Origin of the sequence: Parabacteroides sp. AF14-59, assembly GCF_003479515.1 — a bacterium.
Taxonomy (GTDB): Bacteria; Bacteroidota; Bacteroidia; order Bacteroidales; family Tannerellaceae; genus Parabacteroides; species Parabacteroides faecis.
Window position 1 is genome coordinate 63,785 of the sequence record NZ_QUHH01000009.1, and the last position, 18,482, is coordinate 82,266.

The 18,482-nt window shown below is 43.5% G+C and carries 14 protein-coding genes; 11 read left to right on the forward strand and 3 right to left on the reverse strand.

Going from position 1 to position 18,482, the window contains the following annotated elements; genetic code table 11:
- The first annotated feature begins 13 nt into the window (after positions 1-13).
- Both fabF and rnc read left to right on the forward strand, forming a co-directional pair.
- Complete coding sequence (fabF, locus tag DWW23_RS11775; RefSeq protein ID WP_122353481.1) at positions 14-1,279, forward strand: beta-ketoacyl-ACP synthase II; 1,266 nt, start codon at positions 14-16, stop codon at positions 1,277-1,279.
- Between the two features lies 1 nt (position 1,280).
- Positions 1,281-2,198, forward strand: coding sequence for a ribonuclease III (gene rnc, locus DWW23_RS11780; protein ID WP_122353482.1), 918 nt, complete (start codon positions 1,281-1,283; stop codon positions 2,196-2,198).
- Here the strand turns inward: rnc and DWW23_RS11785 are convergent, their stop codons facing one another.
- Positions 2,199-3,212, reverse strand: a complete 1,014-nt coding sequence (locus DWW23_RS11785; protein ID WP_122353483.1) for an ATP-dependent 6-phosphofructokinase — start codon at positions 3,210-3,212, stop codon at positions 2,199-2,201.
- Positions 3,213-3,293: 81 nt separating this feature from the next.
- Here DWW23_RS11785 and DWW23_RS11790 point away from each other — a divergent pair, with 81 nt between their 5' ends.
- The 6 genes from DWW23_RS11790 to DWW23_RS11815 all read left to right on the forward strand — a co-directional run bounded on the left by DWW23_RS11790 (position 3,294) and on the right by DWW23_RS11815 (position 10,182).
- A complete protein-coding gene (locus DWW23_RS11790; protein ID WP_122353584.1) occupies positions 3,294-4,835 on the forward strand; it encodes a GH3 auxin-responsive promoter family protein in 1,542 nt (513 codons plus the stop codon).
- A 360-nt stretch (positions 4,836-5,195) separates the two neighbouring features.
- The gene (locus tag DWW23_RS11795; RefSeq protein ID WP_122353484.1) at positions 5,196-6,167 is read left to right on the forward strand and encodes an Rpn family recombination-promoting nuclease/putative transposase; all 972 of its coding nucleotides are present in this window, start codon (positions 5,196-5,198) and stop codon (positions 6,165-6,167) included.
- A 170-nt stretch (positions 6,168-6,337) separates the two neighbouring features.
- Positions 6,338-7,240, forward strand: a complete 903-nt coding sequence (locus tag DWW23_RS11800; protein ID WP_233564320.1) for an outer membrane beta-barrel protein — start codon at positions 6,338-6,340, stop codon at positions 7,238-7,240.
- Positions 7,241-7,510: 270 nt separating this feature from the next.
- Positions 7,511-8,221 (forward strand): glycosyltransferase family 2 protein, encoded by a 711-nt coding sequence (locus DWW23_RS26545; RefSeq protein ID WP_187576534.1) that lies wholly within the window; start codon positions 7,511-7,513, stop codon positions 8,219-8,221.
- 3 nt (positions 8,222-8,224) lie between these two features.
- On the forward strand, positions 8,225-8,767 hold the full coding sequence (locus DWW23_RS26550; RefSeq protein ID WP_187576535.1) for a hypothetical protein: 543 nt from the start codon (positions 8,225-8,227) through the stop codon (positions 8,765-8,767).
- 5 nt (positions 8,768-8,772) lie between these two features.
- On the forward strand, positions 8,773-10,182 hold the full coding sequence (locus DWW23_RS11815; RefSeq protein WP_122353485.1) for a glycosyltransferase family 39 protein: 1,410 nt from the start codon (positions 8,773-8,775) through the stop codon (positions 10,180-10,182).
- Positions 10,183-10,274: 92 nt separating this feature from the next.
- Here the strand turns inward: DWW23_RS11815 and DWW23_RS11820 are convergent, their stop codons facing one another.
- Complete coding sequence (locus DWW23_RS11820; RefSeq protein WP_233564325.1) at positions 10,275-11,003, reverse strand: phosphatase PAP2 family protein; 729 nt, start codon at positions 11,001-11,003, stop codon at positions 10,275-10,277.
- Between the two features lie 143 nt (positions 11,004-11,146).
- Between DWW23_RS11820 and DWW23_RS11825 the strand changes: the two genes are divergently transcribed.
- A complete protein-coding gene (locus tag DWW23_RS11825; RefSeq protein ID WP_122353487.1) occupies positions 11,147-11,983 on the forward strand; it encodes a copper resistance protein NlpE N-terminal domain-containing protein in 837 nt (278 codons plus the stop codon).
- A gap of 342 nt (positions 11,984-12,325) precedes the next feature.
- Positions 12,326-14,503: a PAS domain-containing sensor histidine kinase gene (locus DWW23_RS11830; protein WP_122353488.1), complete on the forward strand. Its 2,178-nt coding sequence runs from the start codon at positions 12,326-12,328 to the stop codon at positions 14,501-14,503.
- Between the two features lie 70 nt (positions 14,504-14,573).
- On the opposite strand, the gene DWW23_RS11835 is transcribed toward DWW23_RS11830, so the two are convergent.
- Positions 14,574-16,400, reverse strand: coding sequence for an alpha-1,3-galactosidase B (locus DWW23_RS11835; protein ID WP_122353489.1), 1,827 nt, complete (start codon positions 16,398-16,400; stop codon positions 14,574-14,576).
- A gap of 111 nt (positions 16,401-16,511) precedes the next feature.
- On the opposite strand from DWW23_RS11835, the gene DWW23_RS11840 reads away from it, so the two are divergent.
- Positions 16,512-18,482, forward strand: coding sequence for a heavy metal translocating P-type ATPase (locus DWW23_RS11840; protein WP_122353490.1), 1,971 nt, complete (start codon positions 16,512-16,514; stop codon positions 18,480-18,482).

The window sequence follows — 18,482 nt, forward strand, 5'->3', positions numbered from 1 at the left end:
TTTAATTAAAGGTATGGAATTAAAAAGAGTTGTAGTAACAGGTCTTGGTGCCATTACTCCTCTTGGTAATACCCTCGCAGAAACATGGGAGGGTATTATCAATGGGAAGAGTGGAGCCGGTCCTATTACGCAGTTTGATGCATCCAAATTCAAGACACAATTTGCATGCGAAGTTAAAGGCTTCGATCCGTTATCAGTAATGGATCGCAAAGAAGCCCGCAAATGTGACCGTTATAGTTTATATGCAATAGGTGCCGCAAAACAAGCAATCGAAGATGCTGCTATGGACCTGGACAAAGAAGACAAGGACCGTATCGGCGTTATTTTTGCTTCCGGTATCGGCGGTATCAAGACATTTGAAGAAGAAGTTTTAGGATATGCGAAAACAAAAGATACGATCGGACCGAAATTCAACCCGTTCTTCATCCCAAAGATGATTGCGGACATCGCAGCCGGACATATCTCCATGCTTTATGGGTTTCATGGTCCTAACTTTGCTACAGTGTCGGCTTGTGCCTCTTCTACCAATGCGATCGCTGATGCATGCAACTATATCCGTTTGGGTAAAGCCAATGTGATTGTAACAGGTGGTGCTGAAGCTGCTATTGCAGATTCAGGTGTCGGCGGGTTCAACTCGATGAATGCGCTTTCGACTCGTAACGATTCACCCGAAACAGCCTCTCGTCCGTTCAGCGCAAGTCGCGACGGTTTCGTTATGGGAGAAGGTGGAGCCTGTTTGATTTTGGAAGAGATGGAACACGCTTTGGCTCGTGGAGCTAAAATATATGCCGAGATCGCAGGAACAGGATTATCTGCCGATGCATACCATCTGACAGCCTCTCATCCTGAGGGATTAGGAGCGAAGTTAGTGATGCGTAATGCACTGGAAGATGCAGAAATGGCTCCGGAAGATATCGATTATATCAATGTTCACGGAACATCTACTCCGGTAGGAGATGTTTCAGAAGTAAAAGCGATCAAAGAAGTTTTTGGGGATCACGCTTACAAGCTGAATATCAGTTCGACAAAGTCTATGACTGGTCATTTATTAGGTGCGGCCGGAGCTATCGAGGCTATGTTCTGCATCATGGCAATTAAAGATGGAATCATTCCTCCGACTATCAATCATGCAGATGGCGACGATGATCCAGAGATAGATTATAAACTGAATTTCACATTCAATAAAGCTCAAAAACGAGAAATACGGGCGGCATTATCCAATACATTCGGATTTGGCGGCCATAATGCTTGTGCTATTGTTAAAAAATTTGTGAAGTAACGTGTTTACACAACTATACAAAAAGATAAGGCTTCTTAAACACAAGAATAAGGAGCCTTATTCTTCTTTATATAAGATACTGGGATTTTACCCCGATAACATCCACGTTTATGAACAGGCTTTCCTGCATAAATCTTCCTCGGTGGAAGCCAGCGACGGGAAATGGCTGAATAACGAGCGACTGGAGTTTTTGGGTGATGCCATATTGGATGCCGTTGTGGCAGACATTGTGTATAAACATTTTCAAAACAAACGGGAAGGTTTCCTGACTAATACCCGTTCCAAAATCGTTCAACGCGAAACACTCAACCGCGTGGCTGTCGAACTGGGTCTCGACAAGATGGTCGTTTACTCCGCCAAGCTGAGTTCGCACAACAATCACATGTACGGAAATGCACTGGAAGCATTGATCGGGGCAATCTATCTGGATCAAGGCTACAGTACCTGCTACAATTTCGTTGAGAATGTGATGATCAGAAAATACATCGACCTGGATAATATTGCCCGCAAAGAGGTTAACTTCAAGTCCAGCCTGATCGAATGGAGTCAGAAGAACAAGCTGGAGATCACATTCGACTTAATAGAATCATTCACCGACAACGACGGGAATCCAGTCTTCCAGACAGGTGTCACCCTGGCCGATATGCAAATCGGCGTCGGCATCGGTTACTCCAAAAAAGAATCGCAGCAGAATGCCGCCAAAATGGCGGTCAAGAAACTGCGTACCGACAAAGCTTTCCAACAATTCATCTCTGAACTGAAGAAAAAGCAGACCGGCGAAAGTACTGCCGATCATGAGTTTGAGGATCTTCCGGAGGAGGATGCGACGACGGAGCATGAGCCGATACCCGCAGAACAAACGAAGAGTAGCCATATACCCGAATGTATCGACGCTACGATCAATGAAGAAGTCCGGTAATTACTTACCGAACGAAATCCCCATTCTTTCTCCCTGAATAATCAGGTCATTTTCCGGAGTGACCAGTTTCAACTTGCCTGCTACTTCCGACAAGGCTATCGATTCCACCTTATCCCCTTTCATACAAACCATACGTCCGAACTGGCGGTTGGCGATCAGTTCCGTAGCATGTCCGCCTAGCCGGGTGGCCAAATTACGGTCGAAAGGCGAAGGATTACCGCCACGCTGGATATACCCCAGTACGGTATCGCGGGATTCTATGCCTGTAGCTGCCTCTATTGTACGGGTAATGTAGTCGGAAGGACGTTTCTTTTCGGGTGTTGCCACTCCCTCGGCAACGACAACGATCGAATAGGGTTTGCCGCGATGGGCACGGTCGAGGATTGTCTGGTTCACCTTATCCATATCATATCCCAGCTCCGGCAGTAAGATCACATCTGCACCACCCGCCATTCCGGCATACAAGGCGATCCATCCGGCATGATGCCCCATTACTTCCACCACCATCACCCGTTTATGGGAACTGGCAGTCGAATGCAGACGGTCGATTGCATCCGTTGCAATATTGACAGCCGTATCGAAACCAAAAGTTATATCCGTTCCCCAGACGTCATTATCGATCGTCTTGGGCACACCGATAATATTCAGGCCGAGAGCCGAAAGCATACCGGCAGTCTTCTGCGTACCGTTTCCACCGATACAGACCAGGCAATCTAATCCTAATTCTTCATAATTCTGTATAATAACCTGCGGCTTTTCGCTTTCCCCGGAAGCGAGTAACTTACGGAACGGTTTTTCGCGGGAAGTTCCCAGAATCGTTCCGCCTAGATTCAGGATACCGGACAGGCTACGTTCATCGAACGATTGAATATCTTTGTTCAGCAGTCCAACAAAACCACTATGAATTCCGATCACTTCCATGCCATAATGCATTATGGCTGTTTTACCGACACCACGAATCGTTGCGTTTATACCGGGACAATCACCCCCCGAAGAAAGGATACCTATTTTCATTGTTTTGTTAATTATGTATGCAACAAAGATATAAATAAAAAGAGAATGCCTACATTTGCAACCAATACAAATAAAAAGAGCATGGATATTTTAACAAATACAATATCACTACTCTTCCGCCCCCGGCAAAAGGAGATAGAAAAATACGGGCAGGAGACAGACCGCTTACAGCGCAAGCAGTTGCGGTCGCTGTTATCGACTGCACGCAACACGGAATGGGGGTTGAAATATGATTACAAAAATATCAAACGATACGAAGATTTCTGCCAGCGGGTTCCGCTACAGCTATATGACGATATCAAACCTTATGTGACCCGGATGATCAACGGAGAGAGGAATATACTCTGGCCTTCGGTCGTCAAGTGGTACGCTAAAAGCAGCGGTACCACGAACGATAAAAGCAAATTTCTTCCCGTCACCCCGGAAGTTCTTCATAGTTGTCACTACCAGGGAGGCTTCGATACGGTAGCTCTTTATCTCCGTAATAATCCGGAAAGCCACTTTTTCTCTAAAAAAGGATTAATCCTCGGCGGCAGCCACAGTCCTTCCCCAATCAATCAAAAATCCCATTGCGGGGACCTTTCAGCCGTATTATTGCAAAACCTGAGTCCGCTGGTCAACCTGATGCGTGTTCCTGCCAAACGGATTATCCTGATGGATGAATGGGAAAGCAAAATAAAAGCGATCGTCGACAGTACGTGGAATGAGGATGTCAACAGTCTTTCCGGCGTTCCATCCTGGATGTTGGTTCTGATCAAATCGGTACTGAAAAAGACCGGACGGGAATACCTGACCGACGTCTGGCCGAATATGGAAGTATTTTTCCACGGGGGGATCAGTTTCGAACCTTACCGGGAACAATATAAAGCGTTAATTCCTTCGGATAAGATGCATTATATGGAAACATACAATGCATCGGAAGGATTTTTCGGGATACAGGATGATCCTTCGGACCAGAGTTTGCTGCTGATGCAGGATTACGGCGTTTTCTACGAGTTTATCCCCATGTCGGAAGTAGGCGCTCCCAATCCGACCGTCCTGCCGCTGGAAGCTGTAGAAACAGGAAAGAACTATGCGATGGTCATAACAACCTCCGGCGGATTATGGCGTTACCAGATCGGTGATACGGTGCGTTTCACTTCACTTTTCCCGCATAAATTCGTTATTTCGGGAAGAACCAAGCATTATATCAACGCCTTCGGAGAAGAACTGATGGTCGATAATGCAGATAAGGCAATCAGCAAAGTAAGCCGTCAGACAGGAGCTGTCGTTAAAGAATATACAGCCGCCCCGCTTTTCATGCTCGACAAGGCGAAAGGCCGTCATCAATGGTTTGTCGAATTTGAAAAGATGCCGCCTTCCGTGGAAGAATTTGCCACGTTGCTGGATAAAACATTACAGGAATTGAATTCCGACTATGAAGCCAAACGTTATAAAGAAATATCACTTCAGCCTTTGGAAATCGTTGTAGCCCACGAAGGCTCCTTCTACGAATGGCTCAAAGAAAAAGGCAAGTTAGGAGGCCAGCATAAGATACCACGTCTTAGTAATGACCGGACGCATATCGAAGAACTGCTCGCTATCGACAACCGTTTATCCAACCTGCCTCCGGACCGCCAATAACTAAAAAAGAGAATCCTCCCGACAACTCTGCCTTTTCCGGCTTCGGGACGCTTGGACATGAACCTTGATTCCCCAAAAACTCGTTTAAAACGAGATTTGGGTTCCCTAATTAACCGCCCGCATTAGATCATTGATAATCACATAATTACACGTGATTTAATATAAAAAAAATAGAGCTACCCCGTTTCCGTGCTTGACACGGAATCGCAAAAGGACAGGTGGTTTACGACTAGTGCTTTTGCGGCCCTGTGTCAAGCACGGGAACAAGATAGTTCACTTCTGATAAATATTGAACTAACTATGTAGATTCATCTATTAATTATGTATATTTGTAGAGTTACTAACATAAAACACTTAACTATGAAAGAATTAGATCAGAAAGCCATGGCAGAGAATGAAAGACAAGAGTTACAGGACCGGTATATCCGCTTCGACTGGGCAATCAAGCGTTTATTACGCCAGAAGGCTAACTTCGGTGTGCTCAACGGTTTCCTGACCGTCATGCTGCGGGAAGAGGTGAAGATCCTCGAAATTCTCGAAAGCGAAGGCAATCAGGAAAGTGCCGACGACAAATTCAACCGTGTCGACATCAAGGCCAGGAACAGCAAAGGCGAAATTATCATCGTCGAAATCCAGAACACCCGTGAGGTGCATTATCTCGAACGTATCCTCTACGGTGTGGCCAAAGCCATCACCGAGCATATATCGTTGGGTGAATGCTATCAGAAAGTAAAGAAAGTCTACTCCATCAGCATCCTCTATTTTGACTTGGGGGTGGGATCGGACTATATCTATCACGGCCAAAATCATTTCATTGGTGTGCATACCGGCGACCGCTTGCGTATCAACACACGCGATCGCGATGCCGTCGTTACCCGCCTGCCGGCAGAGATCTTTCCTGAATATATTCTGGTTCGCGTGAACGAGTTCGACAAAGTGGCCACCACGCCGCTCGACGAATGGATCACGTACCTGAAGGATGGTACGATCCGTCCCGACACGACCGCGCCCGGCCTTCGTGAAGCGCGAGAGAAACTGAAATACTACTCCATGTCTACACAGGAACGTCATGCCTACGATAAACATCTGGACGCAATCATGATCCAAAACGACGTCCTCGACACTGCCAAATGGGAAGGCCGCATGGAAGGCCTTGCTGAAGGAAAAGCTGAAGGAAAAGCTGAAGGTCTTGCTGAGGGTGAGGCTAAAGGCCTTGCCGAAGGGGAAGCTAAATTACGCCAAACAGCAACCCACATGAAACGTCTGGGTATCAGTATGGCGGATATTACTATGTGTACAGGGTTGCCGGCGGAAGAAATAGAGAAGTTATAGAAAAAGGTTTCACCTTTTTCTATTAATAATGAATAATTGGGGAAAATGAAGATGATTAGATAATAATGAGCCAATGTGGCAATATACCAATTTAGAGGATTGTCTTGATTTCAAATGGGTTTAGCGTCTAATAACCCTGTAAGCCTTCAGAGAAACCGACAGCTTCCCCATTGATACCGGCAGACAACACTCCGTCTTTGTTATCTTCGGAAAAGATTACGTTTGACTTACAACCTGTTGCAAAGCCGTTGTTTATAGGCAAGTTGGCTTATAAGCAGCTTTTCACCCTCTACCCGACGGCTGATTTTGTTTCTCCGAGACGAAGCCGGAAATCGAACAAATGGAAATTCATGCTGGCAGGCTCCTTAGGCCCTCAGTTGGCTCAGAACCTATATAAACTGATTGCTACGCCTCATACCGACAGTGAAGGAAATCCGGATTTACCTCAGCAGGTAAGTACCAGGGAAACATATTATACCTATTTGCAAACCCGTTACCAGGAAGGTCTTTCAGGCGATTCGCTTTCATTGACGCAAATAGCCGGAAATAACCGAGGAAGGATTGTTGAACATCAACATCATGATGCCCCTGTAACGATTGGGCTTTCTGTCAATAAAAAACTGAATGAGCGATGGAGCCTTGAGACGGGATTGCAATATACTTATTTGAAATCAGATTTTGTCACAGGAGAAGGAGCACGTATTCAGGAAACACAAAAGAATCATTATCTCGGACTTCCTCTTCGCTTTTCTTATCGTTGGGGGACTTTCAGAAAGTTCTCGTTCTACTCGACGGCCGGTGTCCAGTTAGACATCCCCTTGAAAGGGAGACTCCATACGTTCCATGTAACGGATAGTGTGCCGATCAGTATCAGCCGTCAGCCATTGGATGTGCCTTGGCAATGGTCGGTGAATACGAGTGCCAGTATGCAGTATCATATCACACCCCGCGTCAGTCTGTATGTAGAACCGACTCTCAATTATTATATACCGGACGGAAGCGAACTGCGTACGATCCGAAAGGAACATCCGGTGACATTCACTATCCCTGTCGGTTTGCGTTTCAGCTGGTAAAAGACAGGCATATATAAAAGAAACGGACCTGACTGTGCAGTCTTTCCCTTTGGTGATTATCATCATTATAGATAATCAAACAGAAAAGAAAGATGCAAGAACGACATATTGACCGTAAGCGTTATTTTGAGGAACAGGCACAGACTTCTGAGAAATACTATCTTCCGTATGTAAAGGGGAAAGGCACAATTGAAGAATTATTGAGTATTAAGAAGACGAGGTGTACTATTGAGATGCTTCGAATACAAAAATTTATAAATCAGAATACATATGCCCCAAAAACTATCAATCATCATACCTTCATACAATGAAGAAAAAACAATCATCACTTTACTTGACAAAGTAATCCGGGTTTACCTGATCAATGATATACAAAAAGAGCTAATCATTATTGATGACGGATCAAAAGATGCCACATCTCGGATAGTAACCGAATATATGCAAAATCATCCTCACGAAACAATTAAATTAATAAGTCATAATATTAATCAGGGGAAAGGGATGGCTATCCGAACCGGAATAGAAAATGCAACCGGAGATTTCATCATTATCCAGGATGCAGACCTTGAATATGAACCGGAAGATTACAATCGACTACTTTCCGTATTAATCACTCGCCACGATTTAGTCGTTTACGGCTCCCGTTTTTTGATGAAAGAAAACAAACACTCGTACATTAGTTTTTATTTAGGAGGATTGTTTGTTACCGCTGTGACAAATATTCTCTATGGCCAGTGTCTGACAGATGAACCCACTTGTTATAAAGCATTCGACAGTAAGTTGCTAAAATCAATCCCGTTAAAATGTACAGGGTTTGAGTTTTGTCCTGAAGTTACAGCCAAAGTCGCTAAACAGGGAATTATAATAAAAGAAATCCCGATCCATTATTACCCCCGCTCAATTTGCGAAGGGAAAAAAATCAGATGGACTGATGGTTTATTTGCGATATGGACACTTCTTAAATATAGATTTACTAATTAAGACATGAAAAATAAGATACAAGCATTTCCTTTCGGAAACAGATTGAAATATTTAACCCTTCTGCTCAAAAATCTTCTGGCAGCAGGTATTGTCCTTCTCTTTCTTGTGAAAGTGGTGGAAACCCGGCAAGGATATGGCTGGGTCTATAAGGGATTACTGAAAGCTAATATGAAAACAATCAAAGCACATCCCAACCTCACAACTGATCAGCGCTTTGAAATAAAGTTGGGATTCAGTTACTCCTATCTCGAATTTATACGGAAAAACACCCCAGATAACGCAGTTATACTTTATCCTGGAAGAGAAAGCTTCTTTCCTGAGAATAAGAAAACGCCATTCAACGGTGATGTATGCAATAAAGTATGGGTGACTCGATTCCTTTTTCCCCGGAAAATAATTCTACAGGAAGAACTGTCAACAAGTCCGTACAAAGATGAAATCTCACATGTTGCAATTGTCAACGGGTTTGGTTTTGATAAAGTTAACTACAAGGTCAACCAATCCTTCGAATATGGTATTTTACCCATTAACCCTTCAAAAAAATAAAAGATATGGTATTATATATAGGAATTATCCTTACTTTTCTATCTGGATTCTTTTTTATCAATTGTTTGTCTGTCTCTTTTTCATTAACAGAAAAAATTGGCCTGTCTTTTCCTTTAGGACTTGTACTGGAAACAATAGCTATGCTGGTTGGTGACCAGTTGGGAGTCTCTTTTACAATTGTAAACCTGTTAATTATCCAATGTATAATTTTAGCGGGGATGATTGCTTTTGTCATCAGATTTAGAAATACCAAAGCTATTCTAAAAATTGCTCCATTTACACAATATGTAAATGGAACGAATCTGATATGGTTCTTATTTATTCTGCTTATTGTCTATATCGAATATATGAATTTCTCAAAATGCATATATTTTCCGCCGTTTGACAGAGATAGCCTGGCTGGATTCGAAACGATCGGATACGTGGCTGCACAGGAACAGACTTATAAAGGATTAAGCCTTTTCGAAGGTAGCTATAATCCTTCAGTGCATGCTCCAGGCAGTTATATTACATATGCTCCATTGGTACAGTTAAGTTATGCTTATATTTATACCCTTGGAGCAAATACATCCAAGCTGGTTCCCGGGCTGATGTATTTATCTTTCCTCTTTGCTTTCTATGGAGCAGCACAACGTGCCACAACGAAAACCGGAGTTGTTATAGCTACTTTCTTTGTACTTATCACTCCAGAAATGATTGCATTTTCATCCTTATCAATGACAAACGTTATACATGCCATTTATGCTTCCTTGGGAATTATCTATCTGGTCTTGTGGTTTAAGGATAGAGATATGAAATATCTGTATTTATCCGGTGTATTACTTGGTGCTAATATTTGGTGCCGCACGGAAGGTGTTGTTTTTATAGTGGCCGCATTATTTGTATTATTTTTAGATGCACTTCACAGAAAACATTATTATGATCTCTTTATATGTGGACTAATAATGATCATTCCAGCTTTGTTCTGGAATAGTTTTATGAAAATAAATGGATTGTATGCCGAAAGTATTGCCATAACAAAACTATTCTGGGATCCTAATAAGTTTAATACGATCAAACAATATATGATAATGTTATATACAAATACTGTTTACTACGGATGGTCGTTCTATTTATTTGCATTAATGGTCATTGCCAATTGTTGGTTCATTTATAAAAAAAGAGATAATGTAGTATTGTTGGTAATGATTGCTGCCGCTTCATTATGTTATATGACAATCCTTTATCAAATAGACTATAAATGGGATACCATAGAAAATGTACTTTCATATTCAGCCAAACGCTTTTTATTTTGTTTCATACCTTTAGTATGGTTTTATAGTCTAACAAATTACTGGGCAGTAAGTGCCTTAACAAAACTCGATCAATATATATCTTATCATTCCATTTCTAAAAAAAATAGCCCTGTCAGGTAGGGTGAAGACACTGTCGCTAGTCTTAACTTAAGAAATTGAAAAACAAGCAATCATCTTCTTACCGGTTAGCTGTCGACAAGTAGCCTACGATATTAAAATGAATAAGAGAAGTACAAACCACCGCCCTGTTCATTAAATGTCGGGGCAACCACCATATTCCTGGCTGCTTTGCTGTTTACTTTACGGGCAATGGCATTGCGGAGGGGAAAATAAGCCCAGTAGGCCAATTCGACGGAAAGGATACCGAAACCGGCACCCGCTATTACATCTGCTACCCAATGCCGGTTATTGTACAAACGGGAACCGGCTACAAACAAAGCTATCGCATATCCTGAATAAGCCAGCACGGGGCTACTATCCTTAAACTCTTTATAGGCCATGTGTGCCCCCAGAAATGCATTAGCCGTATGCCCCGAAGGAAAAGAATACGGACCGCCATCCGGACGTGTCTCCTTTACCGTATATTTTAAAGTACGTGTCATAACAGCATTCATCCCTTCCGCCAAAGTCACAAGCATCAGTTGATCCACCCAGTTATGTTTCTCCTTCCCCATCAGGTCGCAGACAAATACCCATCCGAGCATCCCCCATTCCAGATAGTCGTCCGCCCGTATCTTTTTCACATCGCTTTTCCGGGAGAATAGATGAAAGTCATTCATCCCGTCGATAGCCGTTCCTACCGCCCCGACTGTAATCAGGGAAGCCGGAAGTATCAGATGCTTCGCATTGAATTTATATTCGATAACAGGCATTTTCTGTTTCAGGCTGTCAGACTGTACGACTCCATCCTGTGCCTTGACAGGCAATAAACAGACTATCATTAAAAACATGGAAATATAAAAGGAGGTTCTCATTCCTACAGGCTTTATCTTTTATTCAGGTCACAAAGAAACAAAAAATAACTTATCTTTGTTTCTATATAGAACGATATCCGTTTATAAACAAATTAAAATCATTCATTCCGATGAAAAAAGCTTACAACGGGCTTATCCTATCAGCCCTGATCATTTGTGCAGGACTTCTTTCTTCCTGCGGACAACAAAAAGCCAAACAAGTATCCGGTACAGAACAAGACTCTACCGAAATGGTTGGAAATGACAAAGACGAACATGGCTGTATCGCCTCTGCAGGTTATACATGGTCGGAAGTACAACAGAACTGCATCCGTCTATTCGAGTCCGGCATACGCCTCGAGGCTATCGACGGCAAATCATCCGCTTATCTGGTATTCAGTCCCGATTCACTAAAAGCAGAATTATTCTTTTCAAACGATACTCCCAACGATATACTCGACCGGCGCTCACTTCCGGCCGGCGATTATGCCTGGAATATAGAAGATGACGATACAAAAAATGTACGCCGGGTCGACGGCGTATGGATGATCAGCCAGCGAGGTAAAGAAATCTATCGTCAGAACAAGAAAGATGCCGACAATTCATTAGGTGACATTCAGACACAAACTTATGAAGGCGTTTTGCCTTGCGCCGACTGTCCGGGCATCCGTTACGACCTGACCATCCGCAGCCGCGAGAAAAGCGGAGAAGGAACTTTCTCTCTCTCACAGACATACCTGGAAGCAGAAGACGGTAAAGATGCAACATTCGTCACAAACGGAAAATGCATCACCCTACAGGATATACCGGGAGAAAAGAATGTAACCGTATGGCAACTGGTTTCCGACAACGGGGATGAAGTGATGAATTTCCTTTGTGAAAACGATTCGACAATCACACTGATCGGCGATGATTTCAAGAAAGCGGAAACAGAACTGAACTACAGTTTGAAAAAAGTACAGAAGTAACAGAGACAAGTTCTCTGGCCAAACATTACTTTTTTAAGGCAATCACAAAAAACAGTACCGCCATACCAAACGGATTCCATCCTTGGCCTATAAAATAAAGACTGGTCTTTTGAAATGTTAAGACCTGAGTTTTGATTTCAAAATAAGGGACTTTCATTTATAAAAGACCAGTCTTTTTTTCCAGATCCTACCCTTTCATCCTTTCTTCTGCTCTGCACATTGTTTTTCAAACGATTGAAATAGATGACTGCTGAAACATCATTCAATTATTCGTTTTTTACATTTAAGATTCAAGAATATATTTATCTTTGCGGATTAAGGACCTTCTGAAAATTATGGGTTATGGCGTACGATGAAAACACATTGGCAGGAATGAAACAGTTTTTGAAACTTCTTCCTGATACAATTTTAATAGTTAACAAAGAGGGGATAATTGAAGATCTGCTCAATTATCAGCCCGAAATATCTCTGTCCCTCACGCCACAGCAACAGAAAGGGCAAACCATCCAGGATTTATTCCACTATAAGAATTTAAAGGGAGACTCCGGCAATAAACTGCTGAACGCCTTTCTGGATACGATGCAAACACGTAAACCGAACACCATTCATTACGAAGTGGAGAATGACGGTCATACAGGTTATGCGGAAGGGTATATAATTCCTTTTGAAGACCATACTTTCGGTATCTTCCGGAATATGACCCGACGGATGGAGACTCAACTTGAGATCATCAATGAGAAGAACAAACTGTCGATGGCTTTAAAAGCCGGAAACCTGTCTGTATGGTCTTATCTCCCCGATAGCGATTCTTTTGACCTGGCCGATGAGAATACAGTGCCGCAACCAGGAATGAAATTATGGGATGTAACCAAGCAACTCATTCCGGAAGACAGGGAACGCCATGTCAGGCTGGTCACCGATATCGTTAATGAAAAGCATAAACAAAGTACCGAACAATTCCGCCTGCTGACTCCCGAAGGACAAATCAGGTGGTACGAGATCTACTCGATGGGTATTCACGGAGAAGATGGGAAAATTGACCGCCTGATCGGAACCCAGAAAGATATTACCGACCAGAAAAACAAAGTACAGGAACTTATCGAAAATCGCCAGCAACGTGATCTGCTCCTGCAGATTACCAATATGATCATTTGGGAATACGATCGTAAAACAGATATCTGCACTTCTATCAGAGAATCTTTATTTTTCGATCATAATACGACGCTAAAGGATATTTATGAGACAGTGGCTCCCGAACATCAGAAGATGTATTTAAAGGCATATGATGATATTCTGAACAAACGATCAGAATTAATGAATATTCAGTTCCGGGTAAAAGAGCTGAACGGTCCGTACCGATGGGTCAGGCTGATCGCTAAAGTATCCAAATATGATAAGGATGGAAATGTTCATAAACTGATCGGGACACGTGAAGATATAACGGAAGAGATAGAGCGGGAACAAAGGTTGCGCAACTATATACAACGTAGCGAACTGGCAATCCAGGCCGCCAATATTATACAATGGGACCTGGATATCAAGACACAGGAATATACCCGGCTATATCCTGATCCGGTCGCTCCCGGAAACTTCATCCGGGGATCGTTCAATTTCACGGTTCATCCGGATGACCGTCTTATTTTACAACAGGAACAGGATAAACGTATCCGCGAATGTAAAGGATACAGCAACCTGCATTTACGGATCATGCTGGATGGAGATACGGATTACCGCTGGACAAATACCTTCTCCGTTCCGCTGGAATATTATCCCGACGGAAGTATTAAAAGCGTAACAGGTCTTCTGATCGATATCACACATATCGAAAAAGTAGAGGAAGGTAACCGGATGAAAATGGCTTTCCTCGCCAATATGAGCCACGAAATACGAACGCCCCTGAATGCTATCGTCGGTTTTTCGCAGCTTTTAGCCCAGACCGATGAGCATGAAGACAAAGAAGAATTCGTCCGGATCATTGAAGAGAACAACGACCTGCTATTACAAATCATCAATGATATACTCGACATCTCCAAAATTGATGCGGGGAAGATGACTTTCAACTACAGCGACTTTGATATTACGGAAATAATAACAGACCTGAAGCAGGTTTATAATTCCCATTTATCACCGAAAGTAAAGTTTATCTGTAATCTGCCTTATAAAAAATACATGATCCGTTCCGAAAAGAACAGACTGATACAGGTAATAACCAACTTGCTGAACAATGCGGTCAAGTTCACCTCGGAAGGATCGATCACAATCGGTTATGAAATAATTCCGAAGGGATTGTCTTTCTATGTTTCCGACACGGGAAAAGGGATCGACAAAGAAAATCTAAAACATGTTTTTGAACGTTTCGCCAAATTCGACAAATTTGTACCCGGCACCGGACTCGGACTCTCCATTTGCCAGATGATCGTGAATAAACTGGGAGGTGAAATATCTGTTGAATCTGAATTCGGAAAAGGTAGCACGTTCCGGTTTACGATTGCGTGCGAAGCAAATACTGAAATTAACTAAAAAACTACCGGTCTAAAAGATGTGATCTTTTAGACCGGTAACATTCTTATTAGAAACGAAATAAGACAAATTAATTTTCCACTTTCAAATCCTTTTTCTCATCAAAACCACCATCAAACTGATTATCCTTGATGTCGTAATTGATCACACGCTGGAAGAAGAAACGATGCTTATTCCAGTGGAAAGCCGGATATTGGTTGTTTTGCTTGATTACATTGTTGCGGAAAACCAGTCCGTCTACCGACTTTGCATACAGGATCGGAGCGTCGAATGTTTCAAACTCGTTATTTTCGATCACGATACCGCTGTGGAAATATTTCTTCTGATCTTTCAGGTCTGGGATTTCAGGATAAATAGAAATAATGGCGTTCGTGAACTGGAACATATTCGTCAATGAGTTAATGAACTTGTTATCACGGATCAGGACATCATGACAGGCACCGGTCTCAAACCAACCGTTACAATCGCCGCATAACAGGATGGCGGTACCGGAAGTATGGTCGAAAATATTCTTTTCCACAACGGTTTTCTTCGGAGTACTGAACAAAGAACCACGGGCACGGTTATTACGGATCGTATTGTCGGCAAAATAAACTTCCGGCGTCCACTCCAGGTTTTCGATGCCGAAAGTGCCAACTTCACTAATCGCCGGATCAATGGCCTTTTCAAAAACGATCTCAAACTGTTTGGCCCCATGCGCACCCGGTTTATCCATCGCTTTGATAGAAACAACCTTATTCTGGTCGCCTATAATCTCCATTGTCTTCGAATCGATGAACTGTACGGCATCTCCCGGGAATCCCCATTCAAAACCATAACTCTGTCCATGCATATACTCACCGAGCAACGTCTTGTCGTCTACGCGTTTTTGTATTTTCAGATAGGTGCCGTGCACGTTGATTGCATCATCCATCATACCTTCATACAAACCACCAACGGAAATGATCTTTCCTTTACAGCCGGAGAAATGGGTAGCATCTGCCTGTGTTGTAAAATAACGGGGATCGTTATCACCGCGAAGGCATACCGAAAATTTATCCAGCGTGATATTCTCGCTCATCTGAGCCAACAATCCCATTCCTTCCGCATAATGAACCTGGATATTTTCAAGAATCGTATTCGTATCATAGGAGACAAAAATACCCGGTGTAGGACGCCCCCAGCCACGCATAGCCACAACAGTTCCGGGAATCAGTTTCTTATTATTCCATTTGGCAGATTTGATCACGCGGGGAGAGATCTCGGATACGCCTTTCGAACCGATACTGATATCGCTGGTCGTATAAACAAGACGTTTCGTATCTCCTTCGAAAGCGATTCCCCAGGCAGGTGAATGCTCCCAGCCTTCGCCTTTGGCAAAAAAGACACTGTCACGTATTTCATACTCCACCCACGGAGCTACTTCATACGTTATCGCACCGGCAACCGTATCGTTTTCCAATACTTTTACCTGACTGATATGCGGATTTTCAAAATCAATACTGAAGTTTTTCAACGTACAGTTCTCCGAATTGATCAGTGAAACCGGTAGCATACGCCCGTGGAAGATCAACTCCGAACCTTGCCCGTCGAAAACGATATTCTTCATGTTCTCAAAAGGAAGTCCCACCAGTTTCGGATTGTCCTGATCATGGTTGGAGATGAAATACTCCTTTTGGGCGGCCCCTTCAGGATAAAAATCATAGCGTCCTTTAGGTAGAACGATCGTAATAGTATCGCTCCCGGTATGGGAAGCAGCAATCTGTTCCAACGCCTTTGCCATTAAAGGAGAAGCATTGTCTTTTTGGTCAGGAACAAGACCGAAATTCGACAAATCATAGGGATTCTTCGTCTGGGAACAGGAACAAAACATCACCAGACAGAATAAGATAGCAATAAAAGTTTGAGTGTTTTTCATATTACGTGTTTTCTAAACATTAACCGGACAAATATACGGATTCTTTGCAACTTTGTTGCACCTTGTTTCCTTTACCTTTGTATCAGAAAAACAAATAAAGAGTAAAAAGATATGGGACATTGTAATTGCAACCATTGTCATAACGAACAAAAAAGTAAAGTTTCACCTTATCTTCTCCCGACAATCTCTTTTCTTATGTTATTGGGAGGGATCGCCCTACAGGTGATGGAAGCAGAGTTTTTCAATCAAACGATACGACTTATATGGTATGTGCTGGCTTATCTGCCGGTCGGACTGCCGGTCATGAAAGAAGCGGTAGAGAGTATCCGCGAAAAAGATATCTTCAGCGAGTTTACACTGATGTGTATTGCAACACTCGGTGCTTTTTATATCGGGGAATATCCGGAAGGAGTAGCCGTCATGTTGTTCTACTCTATCGGAGAACTATTCCAGGGAAATGCCCTGGCGAAAGCCCGTAAGAACATAAGCGCCCTGCTGGATGTCCGTCCTGAAACGGCAACCGTCGTGCGCAATAACGAATACTTCCGGACTGCCCCCGCCGATGTGACGCCGGGAGAGATCATTGAAGTAAAAGCCGGCGAACGGGTTCCTCTCGACGGGAAGTTACTAAGCGAGACTGCCGACTTCAACACGGCAGCCCTTACCGGGGAGAGCGTACCGCGTACGATCAGCCAAGGCGAAGAGGTGCTGGCCGGAATGATCGTAACCGACAAAGTGATCCGCCTGGAGGTAACGAAACCTTATAACCAGAGTGCCCTGGCACGTATCCTCGAACTGGTACAGAACGCATCGGAACGGAAAGCTCCGGCAGAACTGTTCATCCGCAAATTCGCACGTATCTATACGCCGATCGTAACCGGACTGGCTTTCCTGATCGTTTTACTGCCTTATTTATATTCATTGATACAACCGGACTTCCTGTTTATTTTCAACGACTGGCTGTACCGGGCACTGGTATTTCTGGTTATCTCCTGCCCTTGTGCACTGGTTATCAGTATCCCACTGGGTTATTTCGGAGGGATCGGAGCCGCTTCCCGGCAAGGTATCTTATTTAAAGGAGGTAATTATCTGGATGCCATTACCAAAATCAATACAGTCGTATTCGATAAGACCGGCACACTGACCAAAGGGATATTCGAAGTACAATCCTTATCAGCGGCCGATCATCTGTCGGAAAAAGAACTGCTCCGCATTATCGCTTCCGTTGAAAGCCGCAGCAACCATCCGATCGCCAAGGCGATCCTTTCCTATGCCCGTCAGCAACAAACGGAAATAGATACGACCATCGAAACAACCGAACTGGCAGGTTACGGATTAAAAGCAGTGATCGATGGAAAGGAAGTATTGGTCGGTAACACCCGCCTGTTGGATTCGGAAGAAATTTCGTTCCATTCGGATGAAAATAAAGTTTCATCCGAGAGAAATTTTATTTTCTCCCGGTTGAATGAGATTCCCGAAACAGTTGTTGTCTGTGCCATCGACAGGCAATATGCCGGTTATATCCTCCTGGCCGATACGCCTAAAGAAGATGCAGCAACAGCTATCAAACAATTAAAAGAATTAAATATTAATAACTTAGAGATATTATCCGGAGATAAACAAATAATTGTTTCTAAATTAGCTACCCGTTTAGGAATCCCGCATGCATACGGCGATCTCCTGCCGGAAGGCAAAGTTGCCCATCTGGAAGAGCTGAAACGGAATCCGGAGAACCGGATAGCCTTTGTCGGTGACGGAATCAACGATGCTCCGGTACTTGCCCTGAGCGATATCGGTATCGCGATGGGCGGATTGGGCAGCGATGCTGCGATTGAAACGGCAGACGTGGTGATCCAGACCGACCAGCCCAGTAAAGTGGCTACGGCGATCCGCATCGGAAAGTTTACACGCAATATCGTATGGCAGAACATTGCATTGGCATTCGGAGTCAAGCTGGTCGTCCTGATCCTGGGAGCCGGTGGTGTCGCAACCATGTGGGAAGCTGTATTTGCAGATGTGGGAGTCGCCTTATTGGCGATCCTCAACGCAGTAAGAATTTTAAGGACAAACAACCCCGACTGA

Bases quoted from the DNA above. Each gene is read 5' to 3' on its own strand.
- DWW23_RS11825 (WP_122353487.1), top strand. From the start codon at position 11,147: ATGAAAAAAGCTTACAACGGGCTTATCCTATCAGCCCTGATCATTTGT.
- fabF (WP_122353481.1), top strand. From the start codon at position 14: ATGGAATTAAAAAGAGTTGTAGTAACAGGTCTTGGTGCCATTACTCCT.
- DWW23_RS26545 (WP_187576534.1), top strand. From the start codon at position 7,511: ATGCCCCAAAAACTATCAATCATCATACCTTCATACAATGAAGAAAAA.
- DWW23_RS11820 (WP_233564325.1), bottom strand. From the start codon at position 11,003: ATGATAGTCTGTTTATTGCCTGTCAAGGCACAGGATGGAGTCGTACAG.
- DWW23_RS11815 (WP_122353485.1), top strand. From the start codon at position 8,773: ATGGTATTATATATAGGAATTATCCTTACTTTTCTATCTGGATTCTTT.
- DWW23_RS11830 (WP_122353488.1), top strand. From the start codon at position 12,326: ATGGCGTACGATGAAAACACATTGGCAGGAATGAAACAGTTTTTGAAA.
- DWW23_RS11790 (WP_122353584.1), top strand. From the start codon at position 3,294: ATGGATATTTTAACAAATACAATATCACTACTCTTCCGCCCCCGGCAA.
- DWW23_RS11840 (WP_122353490.1), top strand. From the start codon at position 16,512: ATGGGACATTGTAATTGCAACCATTGTCATAACGAACAAAAAAGTAAA.
- DWW23_RS11835 (WP_122353489.1), bottom strand. From the start codon at position 16,400: ATGAAAAACACTCAAACTTTTATTGCTATCTTATTCTGTCTGGTGATG.
- DWW23_RS11795 (WP_122353484.1), top strand. From the start codon at position 5,196: ATGAAAGAATTAGATCAGAAAGCCATGGCAGAGAATGAAAGACAAGAG.
- DWW23_RS26550 (WP_187576535.1), top strand. From the start codon at position 8,225: ATGAAAAATAAGATACAAGCATTTCCTTTCGGAAACAGATTGAAATAT.
- DWW23_RS11785 (WP_122353483.1), bottom strand. From the start codon at position 3,212: ATGAAAATAGGTATCCTTTCTTCGGGGGGTGATTGTCCCGGTATAAAC.